General features: G+C 60.4%; 26 protein-coding genes. 17 read left to right on the forward strand and 9 right to left on the reverse strand.

The annotated features are described in order from the left end of the window. Nucleotides 1-134: 134 nt before the first annotated feature. Both ACIQTS_RS00005 and ACIQTS_RS00010 read right to left on the reverse strand, forming a co-directional pair. On the reverse strand, nt 135-773 hold the full coding sequence (locus ACIQTS_RS00005) for a TrkA family potassium uptake protein (RefSeq protein ID WP_105657082.1): 639 nt from the start codon (nt 771-773) through the stop codon (nt 135-137). A gap of 25 nt (nt 774-798) precedes the next feature. Then, nucleotides 799-2,232, reverse strand: coding sequence for a potassium transporter TrkG (locus ACIQTS_RS00010; protein WP_332485933.1), 1,434 nt, complete (start codon nt 2,230-2,232; stop codon nt 799-801). 205 nt (nt 2,233-2,437) lie between these two features. On the opposite strand from ACIQTS_RS00010, the gene ACIQTS_RS00015 reads away from it, so the two are divergent. From ACIQTS_RS00015 to ACIQTS_RS00035, 5 genes are all read left to right on the forward strand, one after another. Then, nucleotides 2,438-3,607 carry an acetoin utilization protein AcuC gene (locus tag ACIQTS_RS00015; RefSeq protein WP_400288764.1) on the forward strand — a complete coding sequence of 390 codons (1,170 nt, stop codon included), beginning with the start codon at nt 2,438-2,440 and terminating at the stop codon, nt 3,605-3,607. A gap of 101 nt (nt 3,608-3,708) precedes the next feature. Next, nucleotides 3,709-4,146 (forward strand): ArsR/SmtB family transcription factor, encoded by a 438-nt coding sequence (locus ACIQTS_RS00020; RefSeq protein ID WP_402470377.1) that lies wholly within the window; start codon nt 3,709-3,711, stop codon nt 4,144-4,146. Between the two features lie 190 nt (nt 4,147-4,336). Beyond that, on the forward strand, nt 4,337-5,680 hold the full coding sequence (gene gdhA, locus ACIQTS_RS00025) for an NADP-specific glutamate dehydrogenase (protein ID WP_105656957.1): 1,344 nt from the start codon (nt 4,337-4,339) through the stop codon (nt 5,678-5,680). A 256-nt stretch (nt 5,681-5,936) separates the two neighbouring features. After that, on the forward strand, nt 5,937-6,161 hold the full coding sequence (locus ACIQTS_RS00030) for a helix-turn-helix domain-containing protein (RefSeq protein ID WP_013349804.1): 225 nt from the start codon (nt 5,937-5,939) through the stop codon (nt 6,159-6,161). Between the two features lie 139 nt (nt 6,162-6,300). Beyond that, complete coding sequence (locus tag ACIQTS_RS00035; protein ID WP_005504750.1) at nt 6,301-6,399, forward strand: 30S ribosomal protein bS22; 99 nt, start codon at nt 6,301-6,303, stop codon at nt 6,397-6,399. Between the two features lie 102 nt (nt 6,400-6,501). Here the strand turns inward: ACIQTS_RS00035 and ACIQTS_RS00040 are convergent, their stop codons facing one another. After that, on the reverse strand, nt 6,502-7,308 hold the full coding sequence (locus ACIQTS_RS00040) for an HAD family phosphatase (protein WP_105656956.1): 807 nt from the start codon (nt 7,306-7,308) through the stop codon (nt 6,502-6,504). 62 nt (nt 7,309-7,370) lie between these two features. Here ACIQTS_RS00040 and ACIQTS_RS00045 point away from each other — a divergent pair, with 62 nt between their 5' ends. Both ACIQTS_RS00045 and ACIQTS_RS00050 read left to right on the forward strand, forming a co-directional pair. Continuing rightward, nucleotides 7,371-7,616 carry a glutaredoxin family protein gene (locus ACIQTS_RS00045; RefSeq protein ID WP_332485935.1) on the forward strand — a complete coding sequence of 82 codons (246 nt, stop codon included), beginning with the start codon at nt 7,371-7,373 and terminating at the stop codon, nt 7,614-7,616. Nucleotides 7,617-7,643: 27 nt separating this feature from the next. After that, entirely contained in the window at nt 7,644-8,318 is a 675-nt protein-coding gene (locus tag ACIQTS_RS00050; protein WP_332502783.1) for a redox-sensing transcriptional repressor Rex, read from the forward strand. A 106-nt stretch (nt 8,319-8,424) separates the two neighbouring features. Here ACIQTS_RS00050 and ACIQTS_RS00055 read toward each other — a convergent pair whose 3' ends face one another. Then, a complete protein-coding gene (locus tag ACIQTS_RS00055; RefSeq protein WP_402470383.1) occupies nt 8,425-9,201 on the reverse strand; it encodes a hypothetical protein in 777 nt (258 codons plus the stop codon). Nucleotides 9,202-9,375: 174 nt separating this feature from the next. Here ACIQTS_RS00055 and ACIQTS_RS00060 point away from each other — a divergent pair, with 174 nt between their 5' ends. From ACIQTS_RS00060 to ccsB, 5 genes are read left to right on the forward strand one after another with little or no spacing between them, the layout of a single operon-like run. Beyond that, on the forward strand, nt 9,376-10,038 hold the full coding sequence (locus ACIQTS_RS00060) for a histidine phosphatase family protein (protein ID WP_332485936.1): 663 nt from the start codon (nt 9,376-9,378) through the stop codon (nt 10,036-10,038). A 6-nt stretch (nt 10,039-10,044) separates the two neighbouring features. After that, nucleotides 10,045-10,668, forward strand: a complete 624-nt coding sequence (locus tag ACIQTS_RS00065) for a TlpA disulfide reductase family protein (RefSeq protein ID WP_105656952.1) — start codon at nt 10,045-10,047, stop codon at nt 10,666-10,668. A gap of 8 nt (nt 10,669-10,676) precedes the next feature. Then, the gene (locus ACIQTS_RS00070) at nt 10,677-11,432 is read left to right on the forward strand and encodes a cytochrome c biogenesis CcdA family protein (protein WP_332485938.1); all 756 of its coding nucleotides are present in this window, start codon (nt 10,677-10,679) and stop codon (nt 11,430-11,432) included. Continuing rightward, entirely contained in the window at nt 11,432-13,060 is a 1,629-nt protein-coding gene (locus ACIQTS_RS00075; RefSeq protein ID WP_402470386.1) for a cytochrome c biogenesis protein ResB, read from the forward strand. Before ACIQTS_RS00070 ends, ACIQTS_RS00075 begins: the two co-directional genes overlap by 1 nt. Beyond that, complete coding sequence (ccsB, locus tag ACIQTS_RS00080) at nt 13,053-14,117, forward strand: c-type cytochrome biogenesis protein CcsB (RefSeq protein ID WP_105656949.1); 1,065 nt, start codon at nt 13,053-13,055, stop codon at nt 14,115-14,117. Before ACIQTS_RS00075 ends, ccsB begins: the two co-directional genes overlap by 8 nt. 266 nt (nt 14,118-14,383) lie before the next feature. On the opposite strand, the gene ACIQTS_RS00085 is transcribed toward ccsB, so the two are convergent. Continuing rightward, nucleotides 14,384-14,827, reverse strand: coding sequence for a PLD nuclease N-terminal domain-containing protein (locus tag ACIQTS_RS00085; RefSeq protein ID WP_332502784.1), 444 nt, complete (start codon nt 14,825-14,827; stop codon nt 14,384-14,386). A gap of 53 nt (nt 14,828-14,880) precedes the next feature. Between ACIQTS_RS00085 and ACIQTS_RS00090 the strand changes: the two genes are divergently transcribed. Then, on the forward strand, nt 14,881-15,171 hold the full coding sequence (locus tag ACIQTS_RS00090; protein WP_332727162.1) for a DUF4229 domain-containing protein: 291 nt from the start codon (nt 14,881-14,883) through the stop codon (nt 15,169-15,171). A gap of 134 nt (nt 15,172-15,305) precedes the next feature. Here ACIQTS_RS00090 and ACIQTS_RS00095 read toward each other — a convergent pair whose 3' ends face one another. The 3 genes from ACIQTS_RS00095 to ACIQTS_RS00105 all read right to left on the reverse strand — a co-directional run bounded on the left by ACIQTS_RS00095 (nt 15,306) and on the right by ACIQTS_RS00105 (nt 18,383). Next, nucleotides 15,306-16,190, reverse strand: a complete 885-nt coding sequence (locus ACIQTS_RS00095) for a 1,4-dihydroxy-2-naphthoate polyprenyltransferase (RefSeq protein ID WP_332502785.1) — start codon at nt 16,188-16,190, stop codon at nt 15,306-15,308. A gap of 75 nt (nt 16,191-16,265) precedes the next feature. Next, the gene (locus ACIQTS_RS00100) at nt 16,266-17,393 is read right to left on the reverse strand and encodes an AMP-binding protein (protein ID WP_332728230.1); all 1,128 of its coding nucleotides are present in this window, start codon (nt 17,391-17,393) and stop codon (nt 16,266-16,268) included. A gap of 27 nt (nt 17,394-17,420) precedes the next feature. Beyond that, nucleotides 17,421-18,383: a 1,4-dihydroxy-2-naphthoyl-CoA synthase gene (locus tag ACIQTS_RS00105; protein WP_181148809.1), complete on the reverse strand. Its 963-nt coding sequence runs from the start codon at nt 18,381-18,383 to the stop codon at nt 17,421-17,423. Nucleotides 18,384-18,568: 185 nt separating this feature from the next. Between ACIQTS_RS00105 and ACIQTS_RS00110 the strand changes: the two genes are divergently transcribed. Continuing rightward, nucleotides 18,569-20,008, forward strand: coding sequence for an amino acid permease (locus ACIQTS_RS00110; protein WP_402470390.1), 1,440 nt, complete (start codon nt 18,569-18,571; stop codon nt 20,006-20,008). Between the two features lie 72 nt (nt 20,009-20,080). On the opposite strand, the gene ACIQTS_RS00115 is transcribed toward ACIQTS_RS00110, so the two are convergent. Beyond that, the gene (locus ACIQTS_RS00115) at nt 20,081-21,508 is read right to left on the reverse strand and encodes an MFS transporter (protein ID WP_402470393.1); all 1,428 of its coding nucleotides are present in this window, start codon (nt 21,506-21,508) and stop codon (nt 20,081-20,083) included. A 336-nt stretch (nt 21,509-21,844) separates the two neighbouring features. On the opposite strand from ACIQTS_RS00115, the gene ACIQTS_RS00120 reads away from it, so the two are divergent. Genes ACIQTS_RS00120 through ACIQTS_RS00130 form a run of 3 tightly spaced genes read left to right on the forward strand, consistent with a single transcriptional unit; the run spans nt 21,845 to nt 24,739 of the window. After that, nucleotides 21,845-23,068: a thiolase family protein gene (locus tag ACIQTS_RS00120; protein ID WP_402470396.1), complete on the forward strand. Its 1,224-nt coding sequence runs from the start codon at nt 21,845-21,847 to the stop codon at nt 23,066-23,068. A 1-nt stretch (nt 23,069) separates the two neighbouring features. Then, the gene (locus ACIQTS_RS00125) at nt 23,070-23,864 is read left to right on the forward strand and encodes an enoyl-CoA hydratase/isomerase family protein (RefSeq protein WP_402470399.1); all 795 of its coding nucleotides are present in this window, start codon (nt 23,070-23,072) and stop codon (nt 23,862-23,864) included. A 2-nt stretch (nt 23,865-23,866) separates the two neighbouring features. Then, on the forward strand, nt 23,867-24,739 hold the full coding sequence (locus ACIQTS_RS00130; RefSeq protein WP_013349785.1) for a 3-hydroxyacyl-CoA dehydrogenase family protein: 873 nt from the start codon (nt 23,867-23,869) through the stop codon (nt 24,737-24,739). The last annotated feature ends 60 nt before the right edge of the window (nt 24,740-24,799 follow it).

The raw sequence follows: 24,799 nt of genomic DNA on the forward strand, positions 1-24,799 counted from the left end.
GGGCCCCCCGCCGGGCGCCGCCCCCGCGCGGTGGGCTGGTGGGGGTGCGGGCCGATCCCCCCCCCCCCCGGGGGGGGGGGGGCCCCCCCCCGCCGGGCCCCCCCCCCCACCGCCGTATTCCCGATCCTCGTGCCCTACGGGCGTGCTGCGAAACGCTCGAGCAGGTCCACGTGCCCCGAGACGATCAGGACATCTCGGCGAGTCACCATGGTATCCGGCATGGCGTAGGTGAAATCCTCGCCCGGGGACTTCACACCAACGATCGTCACCCCGTACTTGGAGCGGACTTGGGACTGGGCCAAGGTGAAGCCCTGGGTCTCCTTCGGAGGGTACATCTTCACGATGGCGAAGCCGTCATCGAATTCGATGAAGTCGAGCATGCGGCCACCGACCAGGTGCGCGGCACGCACACCGGCATCGGCTTCCGGGTAGATGACGTGGTTGGCACCAATGCGGGTAAGAATCTTGCCATGGGAGGGCGTAATGGCCTTGACCCACAGATGCTCGATGCCCAGATCCACCAGGTTCACGGTGATCAGCACGGATGATTCGATGGAGGTACCCACGCCCACGACGGCAGAGGAGAATTCCTGGGCGCCGAGCTGGCGCAGGGCGTCAATATTGGTCGCGTCGGCCGCGACCACGTGGGTCAAGGTGCTGGCCCACTGCTGAACGAGCTCCGGGCTGCGCTCAATGGCCAGCACTTCGCGCCCCTGCTTGACCAGCGTTTCAGCGACAGATGCACCGAAGCGGCCCAGGCCGATCACCAGCACCGGGGCATTGTGGTCTATGTTCTTGTCAGCCAATGAGCGGCCTTTCTTCTGGGAGTCTGAACAGCGTATTGCGGTGGCGCATGGTCAACGCGCTGGCGAGCGTAATACTGCCGATGCGTCCGGCAAACATCAACGCGCTGAGCACATACTTGCCGGCCGGAGGCACTTCTTGCGAAACCCCGCTACTCAGGCCCACGGTAGCAAAGGCCGAGATCGACTCGAACAGGGCTCGCGAGAAGCCCACCGATTCGTCGATGGTCACGAGCGCGCCGGTAGCGACCATCACCAGCGAAGCACCCATGGCGACCACGGAGATGGCCACGCGCATGGTGCCCTGCGGAATCTGCCGGCCAAAGGCCTTCGCGTCAGTATCGCCACGGACCTCGGCCAAGATCGCCAAGAACATCACGGCAATGGTGGTGACCTTGATGCCGCCAGCAGTAGAAGCTGAACCGCCACCAGCGAACATCAATGCGTCGGTCAACAAGATGGTCACCTGGTGGATGTCGTTCTGATCCACCAGGTTGAAGCCGCCAGAACGGGTCATGGTGGAGGCGAAGAAGCCATGAATGAGCTTGTCGCTGATGGATAAGCCGCCGATGGTCTTGGGATTGGCCCATTCGAAAATCAGCCACAGGAAGGATCCGGCAAAGAGCAGGATGGTGGTGGTGAGCATGGTCAGCTTGGTGTGCAGGTTCCACTTCTTCATATTGAACTTGTGCGCCAGCAGCACCATGATCACCGGGAAACCCAAGGAACCGGTGAACACGCCGGCCATCAATGGGCCCAGGATCCACAGGTCGGTTTCGTAGGGAACCAATCCGTCGGAGTGCGGGGTGAAGCCTGCATTGTTGAAAGCCGAGACGGCATAGAAGATTCCATGCCAGATGGCGGACAGGACGCTTTCACCCAGCATGTAGAAGCGCGGGATCAGAAAGAGCGCGATGACCGCCTGCAGGCTGATCGCTGTGAGGATCACGATGCGCAGCAATGAGCTTACTTCACCCAGGGCTGAGGCTCCAGAACTGTTCATCGAATTCTGCGCCATCAGCTTGGCTCGCACGCCCAGCTTGCGGGATACCGCCAGGGACATGATGGAGGCCAGAGTCAAAATGCCCAGGCCGCCCATGAACGTTGCGACCAGCATGATCAGCTGACCGGCGAATGACCAGTGCACAGCGGTGGAGACGGTCGTTAGGCCAGTAACGCAAACTGCCGACACAGCGGTGAATAATGCGTCATGCAGCGCGGTGGCTTCCCCCGTGGCCGAGGAAAACGGCGCCGCGAGCAGGGAGGTGAACAACGTGATTGCCAGCAAGAAGGCGCCAAGAGTCAAGCGCGCGGGGGAGCGCACGGTGAAGTCCGCAACTGCGATGCGAACGGTCAGCCATTTCTTGCGTCGCTGTTCGCGCATTTCAGCTGCCCGGGCGCTGGGGCCCGATGCACTGGCTGTGCTCATTTATTACTCGCCGTTTCCTGGGGAACAGTTCTTTGCCATGAGGATTTGAAGTCCTTCTAGTAATTTACGCGTTTCCACCGCTAAACGCTTGTGTTGCCCGGCTAAAGACCCGACAAGCCGCGCAAACTGCCATGAATTCATGAGTTGGGTCACTATCGGGTAGCCTGAAATCGTGTTAGATCCGCAGCATGCCCCACGGCCCACCATGGTGATGTGGGATGAAGAGTATCTGAAGTACAAATTCAGCGACTGGCATCCCATGCACCCTTCACGGCTAGAACTGACCTATCGGCTCAGCGATGAGCTGGATATCTTCGATGCGCCGAACGTCACGATACAGGCTCCGGATATTGCCGACGATGCGGTCATCGGCTCCGTCCATGACCAGAGCTATATCGATCAGGTGCGGCGGGTGAGCAAGGATCCAACACTCGTTGCCGAAGAATTCGGCTTGGGCACCGAAGACGACCCGGTATTCGCCGGGATGCATGAAGCCGCCGGGCGCATTGTTGGCGGTTCGGTAGCAGCGGCCCAAGCCATCATGGACCAAGACGTGGTCCGTGCGGTGAACTTCGCCGGTGGCATGCACCACGCCGCGAAAAGCAAGGCCAGCGGTTTCTGCATCTACAATGACGCTGCTGCCGCGATCCATCGCATGCTGGAACAGGGTGCCCAACGCGTGGTCTACATCGATGTGGACGCGCATCATGGGGATGGCACCGAGTCGATCTTCTGGGATGACGAACGCGTGCTGACCATTTCCATCCATGAATCCGGGCTGTCGCTGTTCCCCGGTACGGGATTCGCCAATGAAATTGGCGGCAAGAACGCCGAAGGCAGCGCAGTAAATGTTGCTCTGCCGGCAATGACCGGGGACTCCGGGTGGATGCGTGCCTTCCATGCGATCGTTCCGCAGCTGGTACGCGCTTTCAAGCCGGAAATCATCGTCTCCCAGCACGGTTGCGATGCGCACCGCGATGATGACATGACCAATTTGAAGCTGTCTGTTGATGCGCAACGCCAGGCGGCCCTGGACATATCCCAGTTGGCAGATGAGCTGTGCGAAGGCCGGTGGTTGGCTACCGGAGGCGGGGGATACAACGTCACCGCCGTCGTGCCGCGTACCTGGACCCACCTGACGGCGATTGTTGCCGGCAAGCCGGTGCCGTTGCGTACCTATGTTCCCGAGACCTTCCGCCGCTACGTTCTGGAAAGGTACGGCCGTGCCATGCCTTACCTCATGGGCGATGACGCTCAGCTGTGGTGGCGCAATTGGGAAGTCGGCTTTGATCCGGCCGATCCGGTAGACCGAACCATCATTGCTACACGCAAGGAGATATTCCCGCTTTTCGGGCTCGATCCATGGTTCGACTAGCCTCGCATGGCTGCGGCCACCGGAGACAGAGGCGAGACTTCACAGCATTTTAGGCATGGAAATCGATTGCCAACCGTTCATATGCCGTTAGGGTTATGTGTGTGGCAATTGATGAAGTGTTTTCGGCGTTGGCTGAACCAACCCGACGAAAGATTATAGAAGCGCTCAAGAACGAGCCGAAAGCAGTGGGCACTCTGGTCACTGAACTGGAGATCTCGCAGCCGACTGTTTCCAAGCACTTGAAGGTGCTGCGCGAAGCTGAACTCGTGAGCATGGCCGCTGCCGGGCAGCGGCGCATCTACAGCATTGATACCTCAGCGCTGGAAGACCTCGTGCGCTGGTGCGCCGATTTGGTACCTGCCCAACCGGAGGGCCAAGAGCTGGTAACCACGCAGGCCGAAGCCGAGGGGCAGCTGGCAGCGGTATCGAATCCAACGGCTCAGCAGATCGGGCGGCGCGTTGGCCAAGGCCTGGAACAAGTTACTGGACGTGCGCAAGAGTTTTTCGAGAAACTTCCGCGGTTCGGGCGTCGGCGCTAGCTCTTGTCCAGTCATCGGCGCTGCAACCGTGCAATATGGTCAATCTTTTAAGTTACGCGCGCAATCCTGTTTTATAACATGAAAATTTTGTTCAGAATGCCCAGCATGGCATTCTCGTGTGCGGGGCAGTGACGCCGGCAATGAGGCCCCTTGTGCGCCTGTGCCTGCCCCAAGTGATGAGGAGAAAAACTTGGATAAGCACTTAGCGACGATTCGCGACGAAGTCTTCCGCCGCAATCCCGGCGAAGCAGAATTCCACCAGGCCGTCACGGAAGTATTCGACAGCCTTGAAGCTGTATCGGTCAAGCATCCTGAATACGCCGAAGCCGCAATCCTGCAGCGTTTGTGCGAACCTGAACGCCAGATCATCTTCCGAGTGCCATGGGTTGACGACGAAGGCCGCGTGCAGATCAACCGCGGCTTCCGCGTTGAATTCAACTCGGCTCTGGGCCCATACAAGGGCGGTCTGCGTTTCCACCCATCGGTTTACCTTGGCATCGTCAAGTTCCTGGGCTTCGAGCAGATCTTCAAGAACTCCCTGACCGGCATGCCCATCGGCGGCGGCAAGGGCGGCTCGGACTTCGACCCGCGCGGCAAGTCCGATGGCGAAGTCATGCGCTTCTGCCAGTCCTTCATGACTGAGCTCTACCGCCACATTGGCGAATACACCGACGTGCCAGCCGGCGATATCGGCGTTGGCGGCCGCGAAATCGGTTACCTCTTCGGCCAGTACAAGCGCATCACCAACCGCTACGAGTCCGGTGTGCTGACGGGCAAGGGCTTGAGCTGGGGCGGTTCCCTGGTTCGCCCGGAAGCCACCGGCTACGGCGCAGTGATCTTCACTGAAGAAATGCTCAAGACCCGCGGCCAGACTTTCGATGGCCAGCGCGTGGTCGTTTCCGGTTCGGGCAACGTGGCAATCCACGCCATCGAGAAGGCGCAGGCACTGGGAGCGAAGGTCGTTACGGCTTCCGACTCGGCCGGCTTCATCGTTGACGAGGGCGGCATCGACCTGGATCTGCTGCGTCAGATCAAGGAAGTTGAGCGCGGCCGCATCTCCGAGTATGCCGAACGCCGTGGCACCAAGAAGGTGAAGTACGTTGCCGGTGGCAGCGTCTGGGACGTTGCAGGCACCGTGGCGCTGCCCTGCGCAACCCAGAACGAATTGGGCGCTGAGGCCGCAAAGAAGATGGTTGCTGCTGGCACCATCGCAGTGGCCGAAGGCGCCAACATGCCTACTACCGCTGAAGCGACCTCGATCTTCCAGGATGCAGGGGTGCTCTTCGGCCCGGGCAAGGCTGCCAACGCTGGTGGTGTTGCTACCTCGGCTCTGGAGATGCAGCAGAACGCCAGCCGCGATGCATGGAGCTTCGAGCACACCGAGCGTCGCCTGACTGAGATCATGGTCGGCATCCACACCAGCTGTGCTGCTACTGCAGACGAGTACGGCATGCCGGGGAACTACGTCGCCGGCGCCAACATCGCGGGCTTCGTGAAGGTCGCAGACGCAATGCTCGCACAGGGCGTCATCTAATAATCTGCAGCGCTGCAATCCGCGTGAATTCATTGGGGACCCGGTGAAATCACGCGGATTGTCTCGTTCAGGCATCAAAAAATGTGATTCAGATGGTCACGTGTGTGTTTCGTGATGCAAAAGTTACAAAAGTGCGATTAGACTAGTACAAAGCGAACGTGAACCTGAACCGCCGATGTTGATCCAAAGTCGTGTAAGTTCATCTTCGCAAAATTAACGCGACGAATAAGAGATCAGCGTCAGGAGAATATCCCGCATGACGGATAAACAGAATTTTGCCGGAGCCCGTTTCATGACTGTGGCCGAAGTGGCCGACATGATGCGCGTTTCCAAAATGACCGTTTATCGGCTGATCCACGCCGGTGATTTGCCTGCTGTTCAGTTCGGTCGCTCCTATCGCGTTCCGGAAAACGCCGTGGAATCATATCTGAATGCCGCGGCCATTGATCCGCAGCACGGTACCGGTTCTTACGGTCGATAGTCCGCGCGATGGTCAGAGCATGACCGAAAAGCGGGTAATCTGTTAAGGAACGTTTAACGTCCGGTCAACCTTGTCCTTGGGCTCGCGCGCAAGCAGGCATTTGGGGTTGACGCATTTATTTAGTTTGTGAGGAACCACTATGGGCTCTGTTATCAAGAAGCGCCGCAAGCGTATGTCGAAGAAGAAGCACCGCAAATTGCTTCGTAAGACCCGCCACCAGCGTCGTAATAAGAAGTAAATCTACTTCTGAGCATTTGCCGCTTGGCAATCATCGCCACCGCTTCACAGTGAAACTGTTGAACGGTGGCGATTGCTTTAGCCAAAGCCGCCCAGCGCCGGCCTAAGAGCCGGAACGGCGCAGAATGGACCGTCGCGCCGCCCAGAGCGCACCAAGCACTCCAGCGGCCTTCAGGCCTAGTTTGGCGGCTCGCTGGCCGGTGCGGAAATCGTAGACCTGCCAGCCGCGGCGCTTGGCGTAGGCGCGAAGCCGCGCATCGGGATTGATGCATACGGGGTGTCCCACAGCTTCAAGCAAGGGAACATCATTGTAGGAATCCGAGTATGCCCATGATTTCGACAGCGAGATGCCGCGAGCCTTCGCCAGGGTGCGCACCGCTTGCGCTTTTTCCGCAGCGTGCAGGATCGGGCTGGCCAGCGCTCCGGTGTAGAAACCGTCTTCGCTGGCCACTACAGTGCCCAATGCACCGGTAAGTTCGAGACGTTGCGAGATGACATTCGCCACTTCCAGGGGAGTGGCAGTGACTAGCCAGACTTCACGGCCCACCGTCCGATGCTGGCGAGCAATGGCTACCGTACCGGTCCATAGCTTGGGTTCGATGTATTCGTCATAGATCTCGTTGCCGATCTTCTCGATCTCGGACACCGGGATCCCTCGGACCATCATCAACGCACGGTCGCGAATCTGGTGAATGTCCCCTAGGTGCTCACCGCGCGCGGCGAAGCGCAACTGCTTGAGCGCGAACCAGAGGATTTCGCGGAATTGGAAGAAGCGGCGCTCATGCAGTTTCCGGGCCAGCAGATACAGCGATGCACCGCGCACAAGGGTGTTATCTACATCGAAGAAAGCGGCGACCGTGTCCGGAGCCAGGGCGGAATTCGGGCTGGGGTGATGATCGATGGAAGACATTTGATCCAGTTTATTTCATTGCCAAGTTTAAGGGCGGTTACGGCTCGTGAGATTATAGGCAGGTGAGTACTTTGAATCAGATCCAGCTGTTGGTTCGAGAAGGCTGCCACCTGTGCCAGGCCGCACGCGCAACCGTGGCCGAGGTGACTGGCCGGTTGAATATGGAGTTTTCCGAACTGGATATTGACCAGCACCCTGAATTGCTGGCCAAGCACCACGAGGAAGTGCCGGTTCTGCTGATCAACGGAGAAGTCCGCGACTTCTGGCACATCGACGCACAGCGTCTGGAACGACTACTGAGCAGCTAGCCGCTGCCGAATAAATGAAAATGCGTTGTGCTCTTCAAGAGCACCGAAAAGTGCGGGAGAACGAAGATGTCAGAGCTTGAAGCCCGGGTCCTGCCTGAGGCCACGCTGGCTCGACTGACCCAGTACTTGCGCGCGCTGAACGCCTTGGAAGCCCAGGGCCTGGAACGCACCAGTTCCGGGGTGCTGGCCAAGGAAGCTGGAGTGAACCCCTCCATCCTGCGCAAAGACCTTTCCTGGTTGGGTTCTTACGGAACCCGCGGGGTGGGCTACGTGGTCCGCGAACTGGCAGAACATATCAGCCGCACCCTCGGCCTGAACCAGGACTGGCGTGTGGCCATCCTCGGCGCCGGTAACCTGGGGCGCGCGCTCAGCGGATATGCAGGCTTCAGGACTCGTGGCTTCAACGTCAAGGCGATCCTGGATATCGACCCCGCACTGGTCGGCAGGCCGGTCGGCGAGCTGCACGTGGAAGCGATCGCGGACTTGGCCGCAGTGGTTGAACGCGAAGAAATCAACATCGCTGTTCTGGCAATTCCGGGCGATGCTGCGCAGGACCTGGTCTACGAACTGGCCGCGCTTTCGGTCCGCTCGGTGCTCTCGTTCGCACCGATGCCGCTTCGCGTACCCGCGGGCATGAACCTGCGGCGCGTTGATCTTTCCACTGAATTGCAGATCCTGGCATACCTCGCCGTTCAAGGCTGAAGCCGCGCAGACGAGAAAAGGCGTAGCCGCGTTATCCTTTGGGTGGATGGAGCGGCTACGCCTTTATTGTCCCTGCAGGGCCTCGCGAAGAGGCTCGGCCATGCGTTTAGCGGAAGCCGGCCAGGCGAGCCTGGCGGCGCTGCGCAATGTATTGCGAAGAAGGGCGCAACCAGGCGAAGACCACGCCTGCAATGCCCAACAAGATGCCCACAACGTAGACAGCGTTGATAATTCCGGCTTGAGTGTCAGCGAACATGCTGATCATTGGAACGATAGTCACCAGATTCAGCAGTGAAAGCGCACCGAGGATCGTGGCGATAATTCGCATGGCGCCCACGCCGCGGCCAACGAAGAAGCCCACCAGGAAATACAGGGCCAAGGTGATGATCATGGAGATAATCACGAAGGTCGACATCATGGAATTGACCTGGGCCATGAAGGCCTCAGGGCTTGCCATCATCTGTTCAACCAGTGGATCCTGCTCCATGCCCGGGGTGCTCTGCATCTGGTTCTGGAACTCTTCTTGCACCAGCGACCACTGCTGGCCAATCATGTTGGCCATCATGTTGGAGTTGGTCATCAGCCAGCTGGCGAGGGCACTGAAGATGCCCGCGAGCATGATCAAGCCAAAGGCGATAGCCAAGGTCCGTGGCCGCTCGGTCGGCGGCTGCACGCCGGCGTAACCTCCCTGCTGGGCATAATGGTCGTAGCCCGGTGCCTGCGGTTGCCCGTAAGGATTCGGATTCTGGCCGTACGGGTTCTGGCCGTACGGCGAGGGCTGCTGGCCGTAGGGGTTTTCGCCGTACGGGTTCTGCGATGAACCCTGGCCGGAAGGGCCCGGGTTGTAGGGCTGGCCCGGCTGGTTAGGATCGTTGTCGCTCATGATGCGTCCTTCTGGGTCGAACAGTCTTATTAACTAAGCGTAGTGGCAGTCGGTTGTGAGCAACCCCTCCGAAAGGATGGTTTTTCCATATGGGATTCCAATGCGTGTCCTGTGAATAGTTGACGGTGGCCACAATATGGCTAATTTGCACCGAATATTTGAGACACTGGAGGCATGCCTTTATCGACCGTCCATTTGTTGCGCCACGGGGAAGTTTTCAACCCTGACCGTATGCTCTACGGCAGGATCCCCGGCTTCGGGCTCTCGGAACTCGGATTCCAGATGGCCGATGGGGCAGGAGAATATTTTGCCAAGCGCCAAGCAGAAGGCGGCAACGTAGTGCGCCTGGTGGCCTCACCGCTCCTGCGAGCCCAGCAGACAGCCGCGCCGACCTCCAGCGCTCTGGATCTGCAGGTCCACACCGACGAGCGGGTTATCGAAGCCGGCAACAAGCTGGAAGGGCTGTCCAAGGTTGCGGAGCACCTGCGTCAGCCGAAGTACTGGCCGCTGCTGGTCAACCCGCTGAAGCCTTCATGGGGCGAACCATATGCCCAGCAGGTTGCTCGCATGCGCCTGGCCATGGATGAGCACCGCAAGGCCGCCCTCGCCGAGCACGGCGAAGGAGCGGAAGTCATTATCGTCAGCCACCAGCTGCCGATCTGGGTTACGCGCCGCGCCGCCGAGAAGAAGCCGCTGTGGCACGATCCGCGCCAGCGCGAGTGCACTCTGGCTTCCATCACCAGCTTTGATTTTGAGGGAGACGAATTGGTCTCCGTGCGTTACACCGAGCCGTGCCCCGAGCTGCTTGCCGGCGCGGCGAATATCCCTGGAGCCTAAAGCAAAATGACAGATCCTGTGCCTAATCCTCGCCACTTGAGCCGCCGCACCATGTTGCGTTCGCTCATGGTTGCCGCCGCCGTGGTGCCCTTGGCTGCCTGCAGCGGCAAGGAAGATGCGCTGACCGCGCAAGCAAACAGCGGCGACGGCAAGAACTACATCGCTGGCGACGGCGCCGTGGAAGAGTACGAAGTTTCCAAGCGCAGCGAACCGGTTGCCCTCAAGGCCACCACCTACCATGGCACCGATATCGACTTCACGCAGTGGCAGGGCAAGCCCGTAGTCATGAACTTCTGGTATGCCGCCTGCGCTCCGTGCCGCATCGAGGCACCGGATCTGAAGGAAATCGCTGAAGGCTTCGGCGAGAAAGTCGAATTCATTGGCGTCAACGTACGCGATGAAGCCGAAGCGGCGAAGGCCTTCGAGCGCACTTTCGAGATCCCCTATGAGTCGGTACAGGATACCTCCGGGGACATCCAGCTGGCGATGACCAAGTACGTCCCGTTGCAAGCGGTTCCATCCACCTTGGTGCTGGACCGCCAGGGCCGTGTCCGTGCCCGCGTGATCGGTGCCGTAGAGCCTGGCACCCTGAAGTCATTGATCGACTCCGCTCTGACCGAAGAGTTGTGAGCTGATCAGTGACCACTAATCCCTTTGCCGACATCGTCCTGGACGGGTCGTTGCTGCTGGCTGCCCCAGTAGCACTGCTGGCCGGGCTGGTCTCCTTCCTTTCGCCTTGCGTCCTGCCGCTGGTGCCGGGCTACCTCGGTTACGTCACCGGGTTGACTGGTGCGGATCTGAAGGAGCACCGGCGCGGGCGCGTGGTCTCCGGCGTACTGCTCTTTGTCCTGGGATTCTCCGTGGTCTTCATCGCAGCGGGCGTGCTTTTCAGCCAGGCCTCCGCGTGGCTCAGGTTCAACGGCTCCTGGGTCACCCAGGCGTTGGGCCTGGTCGTGGTCTTCATGGGCATCGTGTTCATGGGCGGCTTCTCCTGGATGCAGCGTGACCGCAAGATCCACAGGAAACCGCCTGCAGGCCTGTGGGGTGCCCCGGTTCTGGGGCTGACCTTCGGCCTGGGGTGGGCACCGTGCATCGGCCCCACCTTGAGTGCGGTACTGATCATGTCCACCGGTGTGGACGCGAACGTAGGGCGTGGAACGCTGCTGACTGTGTTCTATTGCCTCGGATTGGGTTTGCCCTTCATCCTGATTGCGATGGGGTTGCAGCGCGGCATGCAGGCGCTGGCGTTCTTCCGCAAGCACCAGGTTTTCATCATGCGTTTGGGCGGGGGACTACTCATTGCCTTGGGACTGGTCATGGTGACCGGTCTGTGGGGAACATGGGTAGCAGAACTGCAAAACTGGTTTGCCAATGAAGTGAGGTTGCCAATTTAATGGCGAAACAACAACGGAATTCCAAGGGAACTGGCGACGCGCCTGCCCTGGGATTCATGGGTTCCATGCGTTGGATCTGGACCCAGCTGACATCGATGCCGACAGCTTTGTTCTTGCTGTTGCTGCTCGCCGTTGCTGCGGTACCGGGATCGATCTTCCCGCAGCGCGACGCCAACCCCGAATCTGTAGCCCAGTACCTGGAACAGCACACCACCGCTGGTCCATGGCTGGATCGCTTCCAGATGTTCGAAGTGTATTCATCGGTGTGGTTCTCCGCGATCTACATCTTGCTGTTCGTCTCGCTGATTGGCTGCATCATCCCGCGTGTGAAGAAGCACGCCAAAGCCTTGCGCACCCCGCCGCCGAGGACCCCGGTGCGCCTGGAACGACTTCCCCAGTACAGCTCGCATGAAATTCTGGAAGGCGAGACGGATACGCCCGATGACCAGCAGGTCATCGAGGATTCGTTCAGGATCCTGAAGAAGCGCGGCTACCGTGTCGAACGCCGCGAGGATGCCACCGGGGCCTCGGTTGCCGCAGAGCGCGGGTATACCCGCGAAATCGGCAACCTGCTCTTCCACATCTCGCTGATGGGCGTACTGGCTTCGGCCGCGATCGGCGGGGCCCTGGGCTACACCGGGCAGCGCGTGGTTGTCGAGGGGGAGACCTTCGTGAATTCGCTGGTGGCCTACGACTCCTTCACCCCGGGCACCGGCTTCAATGCCGATAATTTGCCGCCCTTTGCTGTGACTCTGGACAAATTCGACATCATCTTCGACCGCGAATCCGAATCGCATTTCGGACAGCCGCTGGACTTCACCGCCCACGTCAAGGTGCGCGAATCGGCAGATGCCGAGCCAGTGAAGCAGGAACTGAAGGTCAACCATCCGCTGCGGATCAGCGGCGGTGACGTGTACCTGGTCGGCAATGGCTACGCCCCGGTGATCACCGTCAAGGATGGCAACGGCAACGTCTCCTATTCCGGCCCGGCGGTTTCCATTCCGCAGGATTCGGTCTACACCTCGATGTTCGTGCTGAAGGTTCCGGACGCCGAGCCATCGCAGCTGGGCTTCCAGGGCTTCTTGCTGCCAACCGCACTAGTGGATGAGAACGGCTTCGGCATCTCGGGCGACCCCAACGCCATCAACCCCCAGCTGCACCTGAACTCGTACTCCGGGAATCTGGGCCTTGACGACGGCAACCCGCAAAACGTGTTCGTGCTGGACACGGAGAAGATGGAACCGCTGAACAGCCGTGATTTGGATGCCGGCGGCATCATCCTCGAAGCGGGGCAGACCTACGAACTGCCCGACGGCAAGGGCTCGATTACCTTTGAAGACCTCAAGCGCTTCGTCGCATTGGACATCAATCATGACCCGGGTAAGCTGCCAATCGGCATTTTCTCAGGTCTGGCGCTAATCGGCCTTGCGGTCTCGCTGTTCACCCCGCGACGCCGCGTCTGGGTGAAGCTGAAACAAGAAAACGGCAAGCGTAGTATCGAGTACGCACTGCTGGCACGTGGCGAGGATCCGCGTCTGGAACGCGAAGCTGCAGAAATACAGAAGATCTTTGACAAGGCTTGGCCATTGGCAAGCCAGGAGCAGAACCAAGGAGCAGTAAATGGATAACGCTGGGGCATTAGCGCCAATCAATGAAACGCTGGGTGAATACAGCCAGTTGTTCATGCTGCTGGCCGCCATGGTCTACGGAGTGGTCTTCATCATTTTCGCCTTGGACCTGGCAAAGACCAACAAGTCCATCAGCGAAATGGATTCCGAAGCGCTCAAGCGCGACGAGGAACTGCTGGTTAGCGCCGGTGGCGCCGTGGGCACCAAGCCCCGTTCGCGCCGGGGTGCCGCTGTGCGTGCCGACAACGTCGGCGAGCATATCGTGACCGACAAGATGGAGTACACGCAGTTGTCGGCCAAGCGCCCCACGGCTCGCATTGCCGTGGTGCTGATGTGGCTGGCCGCTGCCCTGCACGGCGGTGCCGTGGTTTCCCGTGCGATAGCCGCGCACCGAGTGCCCTGGGGCAACATGTACGAGTTCCTGTCCACCGGTGCATTCCTGGTGGCTCTGGTCTTCTTGCTGGTGCTGATCTTCAAGGACCTGCGCTTCATGGGATCCTTCATCTCCGGCCTGGTCACCTTGATGCTGTGCGGTGCCACCATCGGCTTCCCGACACCGGTTGGCCACCTCGTTCCTGCCCTGCAGTCGCCATGGATCGTCATTCACGTCTCCATCGCCGTCCTGGCGTCGGCACTGTTCGCCATCAGCTTCGCCATGAATGTGCTGCAGCTGGTACAGCATGCTCGCATGAACCGGCTGGCCGCTGGCCAGGACGACAAGCTGCCCTTCATGCGCGTGGTGCCAGGTGCCGGCGCATTGGAGAACTTCGCCTACCGCATCAACACCATCGGCTTCGTGATGTGGACCTTCACTGTCATCGCTGGTGCGATCTGGGCAGAGGCCGCTTGGAGCCGCTACTGGGGCTGGGATCCAAAGGAAGTCTGGTCCTTCGTGATCTGGGTTGTCTACGCAGGCTACCTGCACGCCCGTGCCACCGGTGGCTGGACGGGCCCACGCTCGGCCTGGTTGTCGATCATCGGCTTCCTGTGCGTGGTCTTCAACTTCACCATCGTGAATATCTTCTTCGACGGTCTGCACTCCTACGCCGGAGTCTAGTTCCTAAGAATCCAGCACTGCGAGCGGTTTCCCTTTAGCGGAGAGGCCGCTCGCAGTACTTTAAGCGTTCGTTGCAGGCCCTGGTACTCAAGTGCGGGGCACTGACGGGCGCCTGCCCCCGTCCGTCCCTCCAGCGCCCGTAGAGGAAGCCCCGCGCCCCGGGCCGCCTGCAAGAATGCCCGAAGCTCCCACGAGGCATGAAAAAAGCCCAGCGGCGCTGGCACGCGTGCTGGGCTGGTTGCCGGAATCCCGGCAGAACTAGGTGGTTATTCGGTTTCAGACGAAGAGCTGTCGGTGCCTTCTGGCTTGTTCTTGCGTTCTGCACCTGGCTTCGGTTCCTTGGCCTCAGGCTTGGCTGGTTTCTCGCCATCGGCCTTCTGCACGTCTTCACGTTTAGTGAGGTCTTGCTCACGCGCCTTCGAGTCGGCTTCACGCTGCTGCTGGCGGCGCCAGACCTCCAGCTGGCGCAGGAAATCCTCATCGTCGTCCGGAGCCATGGACTTCTGCGCAGGGGCTCCATTTGACGCAACAGGGCGACCTAGGAGGAACCACAAACCGGCTCCGATTAGCGGAAGGAGGATGACGACCGCAATCCACGCAGGCTTAGGCAATGAACGAATGCTGCGGCGCTCTGCACGAGCGCATTCGATCAGGGTATAAATCGTCAAAGCAACCGAAACCACTGCGGCGAAAATCAATAAGCGGACCATGCTTCCATTCTAGTGATAATCCTGTTCACAGGTTCACCGGTAGAATTGAGACTATGCAGTTTGTGAAATATAGCGTTATCCGCCTAGGCATATTCCTAGCCGTTTTCTTGGGCCTCTGGTTAGGTATGAAGTGGCCAATCTTCGTTTCCGGAATTATTGGCCTGGTCGTGGCCTTCGCGGTGGCCTACCTTTTCTTCAATAAACTTCGGCTAAAGGCGAACGAAGATATCCGCAACGCTTTCAGCAAGACCTCGGCAAACAAGACCAGGATGCAGCTAGCTGATGAAGCCGTTGAGGATGAATTCGACGAATCACAGCGCAAGCAGACCCCTGGCGCCGAGTAAATTTCCCCACGCAGGTTCACCTCGAACTGCATAGCCCAGCCATTAGCGCATGGCCGGCATGACAATTAACGAGATGGGCTGGCCGGATCAATTGATCCGGCCAGCCCATCTCGTTTTTCCTTCTGCAGCGGTGGCTAGGCCAAAACCTCGATGGCGATAGCCAAGGAGAAGAGCACCGCATATACGACATTGACCATGCCGGTCTGCTTAAGCACCAGCACCAGCTTTGGCAGCTGCTGCTCGCGAAGCATCAGCAGCGATGGAGCCACTGCAGGAACGAAGGTGAGCAGGACCAGCCACATCCATGGGAAGGCGCTGGTGGCCAGCAAAGGGAGGAGGATGGCTACCGCCAGCATCAGCACGTAGCTCAAGCGGGCATTGTGTTCGCCAAGGCGCACCGCCAAGGTAATCTTTCCCACCTCTTTATCGGTAGGAATGTCTCGCACATTATTGGCCATCAGCAGAGCGCAGCCAATCAGGCCGGTGCCGATGGCACCCCACAGCGAAGCCATGGTCAGCTGGTTGATCTGGGTGAAGGTGGTACCCAAGGTGGCGACCAAGCCGAAGAAGATGAAAACGTAAATATCGCCCAAGCCGCGGTAGCCGTAGGGGTTCTTGCCGCCGGTGTAGCCCCAAGCGGCGAAGATCGCGGCGACGCCTACCAGCAGCAGCGGCCACGAGGAAGAAATGATGACCAGCACGAGGCCGAAGATGGCGGCTAGCCCGAAGCAGCCGAAAGCGGCATTGCGCACGTTCTTCGGCTCGGTGAGCTTGGAACCGGTCAGGCGCAGCGGGCCGACGCGTTCGTCATCGGTGCCTCGGATGCCGTCCGAGTAGTCGTTGGAGTAGTTCACTCCGACCTGGAGCAGCAGGCCCACCAGCAGAGCCAAGACGAAACGGAACCAATGAACGGTTCCAGTTTCGCCCAGCGCGGCTGCGGTACCGATGACAACCGGGGCAATGACGATAGGCAAGGTGCGCAAACGCGCCCCAGAAACCCACTGGGAAAGTGTGGCCACTTTCTGTCCTTTCAGGGCAAGCGGAAACTCGTACCCTCTAGTTTCCCGCGATTAGGCGTGCAAGGCGAATCGAGACTAGTCGCGAACGCCTAGTTCTTCGATGACCAGCTGTCGATTGAACTTGCCATTAGGCAGCTGCGGCAAGCCAAGAGGGTAGTGGCGCACGTGCTTGGGCACCGCTTCCTTGCCCAAGGTCCGGCGCACCGCTTCGAAGGCATCGGCGGTATTGGTCGGGCCCGCATAGGCCAGGCCAACGCTGTGGCCCCATTGCGGATCGGGCACCGGGACCACGATTGCCTGCGTGAAGAATTCTTCCAGCAGCCCTTCAATCTTCGATGCCGAAAGCTTGATGCCCCCGGTATTGATCACATCATCGATGCGTCCAATGATCTTCAACCGCTGTTTTTCAACGGTGCCCAGGTCATCGGTGACGTACCAGCGGACACCATCGCGTTCAATGAAGTGCTCGGCGGTGGCTTCGGGGGAGTTGGCGTATCCGTCGGCGAGCATGGGGCCGGCGACCCAGATGCGCCCCTCATGCGCTGCCAGCTGCACGCCGGGAAGGGCCGTGCCGTTGTAGACCAGGCCGCCGGAAGTTTCCGAGGACCCATAGGTCTGGAAAATCTTCAGCCCATGATGGCGGGCGCTGACCAGCAGGTCCTTGCTGGCTCGCGCGCCGCCCAAGAGGATGGCGTCGAAACGCTTCAGCGCCTGCAAGGTTTCCGGCGCCGGGTTATCCAGCAGCCGGGCAAGCTGGGTTGGAACCAGCGAGGTGATCCGGCGGGAGTCGATCATTTGATTGGCGGCTTCGGTGAATGCCGTGGCCGAGAAACTGCCCTCGGTGTCCATCACCACGGGCTTGGTGCCGGCGAACAATGAACGCGTCAGCACGCTCAGTCCCGCGACATAGTGCACCGGCAAGGCCAGCAGCCATTGGCCTTCGAAGCCGAGGAACTCGGCCGTGGCCTGCGCACTGGATGCCAACGCCGAAACGCTGAGCACCGTGCGCTTGGCCCGGCCGGTGGAACCGGAAGTCCGCACCACTGCCATGGGCTGCTCGAAACCTGGCAGGTCCTGTGGCGCCAAGTACTCGATGCGCCAGCCGTTGGGGTTGGCCTCATCGAGCAATACCTCAACGGCCGGCCCCCCGTCGTTGGCCGCCGTGGCCAACGCTGCGAGCAGTTCAGAGAGTTGTTCGTGCATATCCGGTCCTCGTTCCGTCGCGGAAGATTAGAAGTAGTAAGGGTAGTTGGACCAATCCGGGTCGCGCTTGCCCAGGAACGCGTCGCGTCCTTCTACTGCCTCATCAGTCATGTACGCCATGCGGGTGGCTTCGCCAGCGAAGACCTGCTGGCCGGCCAAGCCGTCATCGGCCAAGTTGAAAGCGAACTTCAGCATGCGGATGGCCTGCGGGGACTGGCGGGCGATGTCGGCTGCGTACTCCAGGGCCACCTCTTCGAGGCGTTCGTGCTCTACCGACTCGTTGACGGCGCCCATGCGGACCATGTCATCGGCCGAGTACTCGCGGGCAAGGAAGAAGATTTCGCGGGCGGTCTTCTGCCCGACCTGGCGGGCGAGCAATGCCGAACCGTATCCGGCATCGAAGGAACCGACGGTAGCGTCGGTCTGCTTGAACTTGCCGTTCTGCTTCGAGGCAATGGTCAGATCCGAGACCACGTGCAGCGAATGGCCGCCACCGGCAGCCCAGCCGTTGACGACGCAGAGGACAACCTTGGGCATGGTGCGCATCAGGCGCTGGACTTCCAGGATGTGCAGGCGCCCGGCACGCGCCGGGTCGATGGATTCGCGGGTCTCGCCTTCGGCATAGCGGTAGCCGTCACGGCCGCGGATGCGCTGGTCGCCGCCGGAGCAGAATGCGTGTCCGCCGTCCTTTTCGGAGGGGCCATTGCCGGTCAGCAGGACGGTGGCCACGTCGCTGGTCATGCGGGCATGGTCCATGGCGCGGAACAGCTCGTCCACGGTGTGCGGGCGGAAGGCGTTGCGCACCTCGGGGCGGTCGAAAGCGATGCGCACGGTCGGAAGGTCGCGCACGATGCTTCCATCCGCCGCTCGCTGGACTTGGCGATGGTAAGTGATGTCGGTGAAGTCGAATCCCTCGACCACGCGCCAGCGCGTTGGGTCGAAGACATCGGAGACCTTCTCGGGCAATGCGGAATTATTCAGGCTACTCACCCTATGAATGCTAGTCGGTTTCGTCCGGAACTCTAAGAAAGGAGGAGTAGACTTTTCACGGCCCGACTCGCGGTTGCGCGTGGAATCCCCGCCCGTACGACTTGGACCATCCAGTGAATCACCGGATTCATTTCACGATTTTTGCACGGATCCATTGAACGCGTCCGTAGGTCAGGAGTTCATCTATGCCATCTGGTCAGCATCGCCCGGCAACCCCGGAAATCAGTGCCGAGGGCTACAAGAAATCCCTGAGCCGCCGCCACGTCCAGATGATCGCGATCGGCGGAGCCATCGGTGTAGGCCTGTTCATGGGCTCCGGCGGGCGCCTGGCCTCGACCGGTCCGGCGCTGGTGCTGTCCTATCTGGTAGCTGGCGCCTTGGCTTACCTGCTGATGCGGGCACTGGGCGAACTGATCATGTACCGCCAGACTTCCGGTTCCTTCGTCTCGTACGCGGCTGAGCTCTTCGGTCCCAAGGGCGCCTTCATCTCCGGATGGATGTACGTGCTGAATTGGATCATGACCGGCATTGCCGAGCTGATCGCCATCGGCCTGTACTTCCAGTATTTCTTCCCGAATGTTCCGGTAACCGTTTCCGCGTTCTGCGCGTTGCTGCTGCTGGTGGCCATCAACCTCTTCAGCGCCAAGGCTTTCGCAGAATTCGAGTTCTGGGCAGCTTGCATCAAGGTGGCCGCGATCGTCCTGTTCCTGGCCGTGGGTACATACATGGTGGTGACCAACGCACAGGTGGGAGACCACACCGCGTCGGTGGCCAACCTCTTCATCGGCGATGAGAACGGCGAGGGCGGTATGTTCCCCCGTGGTTTCTTCGTCAGCATCCTGGTCCTGAACTCGGTGATCTTCGCCTATAACGCCATTGAACTGGTGGGCATTGCCGCCGGCGAGATGGAGAACCCGGAAAAGGAAGTTCCATCGGCAATCCGTGCGGTGGTTGTTCGCATCCTGGTCTTCTACGTAGGCAGCGTCTCCCTGCTGGCCATGGTGCTGCCATGGAACGAATACGAATACGGGGTCAGCCCGTTTGTCACGGTCTTCGAGAAGATGGGCCTGGGCTGGGTTGGCAGCGCGATGAACCTGGTGGTGATTACCGCTGCGCTGTCCTCGTGCAACTCGGGCCTGTATTCCATCGGCCGCATCCTGCGCACCATGAGCGGCAATGGGCATGCTCCGCAGTGGCTCGCGAAGATGAACAAGCACTTTGTTCCCTCCACCGGCATTATCACCGTGGGCGTGGTCTATCTTGCCGGCGTTATCCTGAACATCTGGCTCGGTGATTCCTTCGCCTTCGACCTTGCCTTGAATACCGCATCCATCGGCGTGCTGTTCACCTGGGCCTCGATTTTCGGATGCCAGCTCATGCTGCGCAAGAAAAAGGGCTCTGTTTCCTCGCTGCCCATGCCCGGGTCGCCTATTACCGGTTGGGTCGGATTGATTTCCTTGCTGGTTATCACCGTCCTGATTTCTTTCGATACCTTGACCGGGGAAAGCGGCGAGGTCTTCCCGGTGGGGCTGTACACGATCGCCACAATTCCGGTGTTCGCCTTGCTGTTGTGGGGCGGATGGCTTTTTGCTCGCAAGCACGCCCGGGTGGGCATCGATTTCTAGGCCGCCAGCGATTATGCGCCAGCCGCCAAGGGGAGCAGTGCAACTGATGCGCCCCCTTGGCGGCTGGATGGCTCAGGACGTTCGGTTTTCATCGCGCTGCACCGCAGCGAGGATGCCGGTGTCCAAGGCATCGGGAATCGCGGTGCCGCGCAGCGACGCGCCGGCGGTCTCCGGCATGAACTTGATGGCGATCGCACCAATCACGCACGCTGCCATCATGTAGATGGCCGGGAAGAGCAGGAAACCGGTGGCATTGATGGCCGCTTCATTGACCATCGCGGCGGTGCCGCCGAAGACCGCCGTAGCGATGTTGTAGGTAATCGCGAATCCTGCGAAGCGCACCTGCGAAGGGAACATCGCCGGGAACGTCGCGGTAATCGTGGCCAACTGCGGAATGTAGAGCAGACCCAGCACGGCGAAGCCGACAATGGCCCAGGCGAAGGACTTGCCCATCAGCCAGAACATCGGTATTGCCAAGACGAACAGGCCAATGACTGAGGCGTACCACATTGGCTTGCGTCCGACCTTGTCCGAAAGCGAGCCCGCAAATGGAATTACGGCCATCATGGCCACCTCGCCGATCAGGATGGTGGCCAGCGAAGCGTTGGGGTCCAGCCCCAACTGGGTTTCCAGGTACGTCGGCATGTAGCTGAGCAACGTGTAGTTCACGACGTTCAGCGCGATGACCAGTCCGGTCATGGTCAGCATGGGGCGCCAGTAGGTGAACACCAGTTCCTTGAGCGACCCGCCCTGCTGGGCTTCGCCGGATTCTTCCATCTCCTGGAAGACCGGCGTGTCCTCCAATCTGCTACGCAGGTACAGGCCGATCAGGCCCATGGGCAAAGCGAGGAAGAATGGGATGCGCCAGCCGTAAGCCATCATGGCTTCCTCGCTGAGCACCACCTGCAGGCCCAGCATCACGGCGGTGCCGAGGGCGAAACCGCCCAAGGTGCCGAATTCCAAGAAGGAACCGAAGAAGCCGCGTTTGCGATCCGGCGCATACTCTGCCATGAAGGTTGCCGCGCCGCCGTACTCGCCACCGGTGGAGAAGCCCTGGATCATGCGCAGCAGAACCAGCAGGATTGGCGCGGCGACGCCAATGGCTTCGAAGGTTGGCAGGATGCCGATGAGGAAGGTGGCCAGCGACATCATGATGATGGTCAAGGCCAGGATCTTCTTGCGGCCCAGCTTGTCGCCCAGCGGGCCCCAGACCAGGCCGCCAATCGGGCGGACCAGGAAGGAGAGGGCGAAGGTGGCCAAGGCCATGAAGGTGCCGCCCTCGGTGGGGAAGAAGTGGGCGGTGATGTAGGTGACGGCCACGGCATAGACACCGTAGTCGAACCACTCGGTCATGTTGCCCATGGCCGATGCCGCAGTGGCCTTGCGAACTTCTTGCCGGCCTTCTTGCGTGTTCATGTCCGGCCCGATGTCATGGTCCAGGTCGGGAGTGAAATTATGTGCATTCGAGTTGTCGTTTGGCTGGCTATGTTCCGGTTGCATTGCTGCTCCGTTGTTTTCAGCTTTCCGTCGACCGATCGCCCTAAGGCCAGATAGGAATTCATCGCCTTGGCCGCGGTCCACGATCCGGGAGTTCCCCGGAGTCGGTTAAATACCAGAGGCTATTCGAATCAATTTCTAAAATCAACCACTGACATGGAATTGATTGCCCGCAATTGCGGACAGAACGGGGGTTGGCCCGTGGCCCGGCCATGTGGTCTCGGCGGCCTTGAAATGCTCAATTGTGAAAATCCGGCGACCCGCGACTTTATTATTGAACGAATGGTCGGTAAGTTTAGGTGTTGAGGGTCACTAACCATTTTGGCATAAGGAGCACAGATGACCGAGGCATTTCTCGTAGGTGGAGCACGCACGCCGGTAGGCCGTTATGGAGGTGCGCTCAGTGCCGTGCGCCCCGATGACCTGGCAGCGCTGACTATTCGCCGAGTCATTGAAGACGCGGGCATCGATCCGGCCGACGTTGATGAAGTCATCTACGGAAACGCCAACGGCGCGGGCGAAGAGAACCGCAATGTTGCCCGCATGGCTGCGCTGCTGTCCGGCCTGCCCGTGACCGTCCCGGGCATCACGGTCAACCGCCTCTGCGCCTCGGGCATGAGCGCCATTACGATGGCCAGCCATATGATCAAGGCAGGAGCTGCGGACATCGTGATCGCCGGCGGCACCGAATCCATGTCGCGCGCCCCCTGGGTGATGGAAAAGCCATCCAAGGCCTTCGCCAAGCCAGGAGCAACCTTCGACACCTCCATCGGCTGGCGCTTCACCAACCCGCAGTTCCTCTCCGGCGAATACTCGCGTGATGGCAAGGCCACCTTCTCCATGCCGGAGACCGCTGAGGAAGTCGCCCGCGTGTACAACATCTCCCGCGAGGACTGCGACCAGTTCGCCGTGCAGTCCCACGAAAAGGCCATCGCCGCCATTGAAGCTGGCCGCTTCGTCGATGAAATCGTCCCGGTGACCGTCAAGCACCGCAAGGGCGAGAGCATCGTGGACACCGATGAAGGCCCGCGCCCCGGCACCACTATGGACGTGCTGTCCGGACTGCGCCCGGTCGTCAAGGGCGGCAGCGTAGTTACCGCCGGCAACGCCTCCACGCTGAACGACGGCGCCTCGGCCATCCTGGTGGTTTCCGAACGCGCCCTGAAGAAGTACGGGCTGACCCCGCGCGCCCGCATCGTCGATGGCCAGGCCGCCGGCCTGGAGCCGGAAATCATGGGCATGGGCCCAGTTCCAGCCACCCGCAAGGTGCTGGAACGTGCCGGGCTGGGCATCGAGCAGATCGGCGCCATGGAGATCAATGAAGCCTTCGCCAGCCAGTCGCTGGCCAGCATGCGCGAGCTCGGCGTGGATCCGCAGATCGTGAACCGCGACGGGGGAGCCATCGCATTGGGCCATCCGCTGGGATCCAGCGGTTCACGCATTGTGATCACCCTGCTGGGCCGCATGGAACGCGAACTGGTCTCAGCGCAGCGCAAGCTGGCGGTCGCCACCATGTGCGTCGGCGTGGGTCAAGGCTCGGCCATCTTGCTGGAAGGAGCCTAGAGTGGAAAGCCTCGCTAGCGAATTCCAGACCCTCAAGGTCAGCGAAACCGATGATCGACTATGGGTCCGGCTCCACCGGCCCGAGGTGCGCAATGCGATCGACCAGGCGATGGTCGACGAACTGCATGCCGTCTGCGATTACCTGGAAAGGAATCCCAAAATCCTGATCTTAGCCGGCACTGCCAGCCAAGCGCCCAGCGCCGCGAATCCCAAGGGGAGCAAGGGGATCTTTGCTTCCGGTGCCGACATTTCGCAGCTGCGAGAACGCCGCCGCGATGATGCACTCGCCGGGATCAACTCTGGGATCTTCGATCGCGTCGCCAAGCTGCCGATGCCCGTGATCGCCGCCCTTGACGGATTTGCTTTGGGCGGGGGAGCAGAACTGGCCTACGCCGCGGACTTCCGCATCGGCACCGAAGAGCTGCGCATGGGCAATCCCGAAACCAACCTCGGCATCATCGCCGCGGCCGGCGCGACCTGGAGGCTCAAGGAGCTGGTGGGTGAACCGATGGCCAAGGAGATCCTCCTGACTGGCAAGGTGCTCACCGGCCGGCAGTGCCTGGAAACAGGACTGATCACGGAAATGCATCCGGCCAACGAACTGGATGCGGCGGCTGAGGCGCTGGCTGATCGCATTGCGGCCCAGGATCCCTTGGCTGTGCGGATCACCAAGTCGGTATTCCACGCTCCGCGTGAAGCCCATCCGGTCATCGACACTTTGGCCCAGGGGATGCTGTTCGAATCCCAAGCCAAGTTTGAACGCATGCAGGCATTCCTTGATCGAAAGAAGAAGTAACCATGAGTGCAACCAATGAAATTGTGATGGGCCAGCTGCCTAAGTACAGCGGAGTACTCGGCGGCGGCCGCATGGGCGCGGGAATCGCCCACGCCCTGCTGACCAGCGGCAGCACGGTGGTTGTCGTTGAGCGCGATGAGGCCTCTGCGCAGGCTGCCTATGAGAGGGTCGCCGAGTCCGTCGACAAGTCCATCGCGCGCGGCGTCGTGTGCGAATCCAAAGATGAGCTCATGCAGCGTTTCTCGGTGAGCACGGACTACGAGCAATTCGCCACCGCTCAATTGGTGATCGAGGCAGTTCCGGAAATCTGGGATTTGAAGGTCTCCTCGCTGCAGGCTGTGGAGCAGGTGCTGGACGCCGAGGCCGTGCTGGCCTCGAATACGTCCTCCCTGTCGGTCAGCGGGCTGGCTAAGGAACTGGCTCGGCCCGGCAAGTTCCTCGGGCTTCATTTCTTCAACCCGGTGCCCGCCTCGACGCTCATCGAGGTGGTCATCGGCGAGCAGACTGATAAGAACCTAGTTGATGCATCGCGCAGCTGGGTACAGGCGCTGGGGAAGACCGCCGTGGTGGTCAATGACGCTCCGGGCTTCGCTTCTTCGCGCCTGGGCGTGGCAATCGCCCTGGAAGCCATGCGCATGGTGGAAGAAGGCGTAGCCAGCGCCGAAGACATCGATAATGCCATGGTCCTGGGTTACAAGCACCCGACCGGACCGCTGAAAACCACCGACATTGTCGGCTTGGATGTGCGCCTGGGAATCGCAGAATACCTCCATGAGACCTTGGGTGACCGGTTTGCTCCACCGCAGATCCTCAGGGATATGGTGGCCGAGGGCAAGCTGGGGCGCAAGAGCGGCCAAGGCTTCTACAGCTGGTAGGAAACCCGCCATATAACCTTCAGCGACAATGGCCTCCGCCGGTCAGGAATGACTGGCGGA

This window comes from Glutamicibacter sp. NPDC090743 (assembly GCF_044769125.1).
Classification (GTDB): domain Bacteria; phylum Actinomycetota; class Actinomycetes; order Actinomycetales; family Micrococcaceae; genus Glutamicibacter.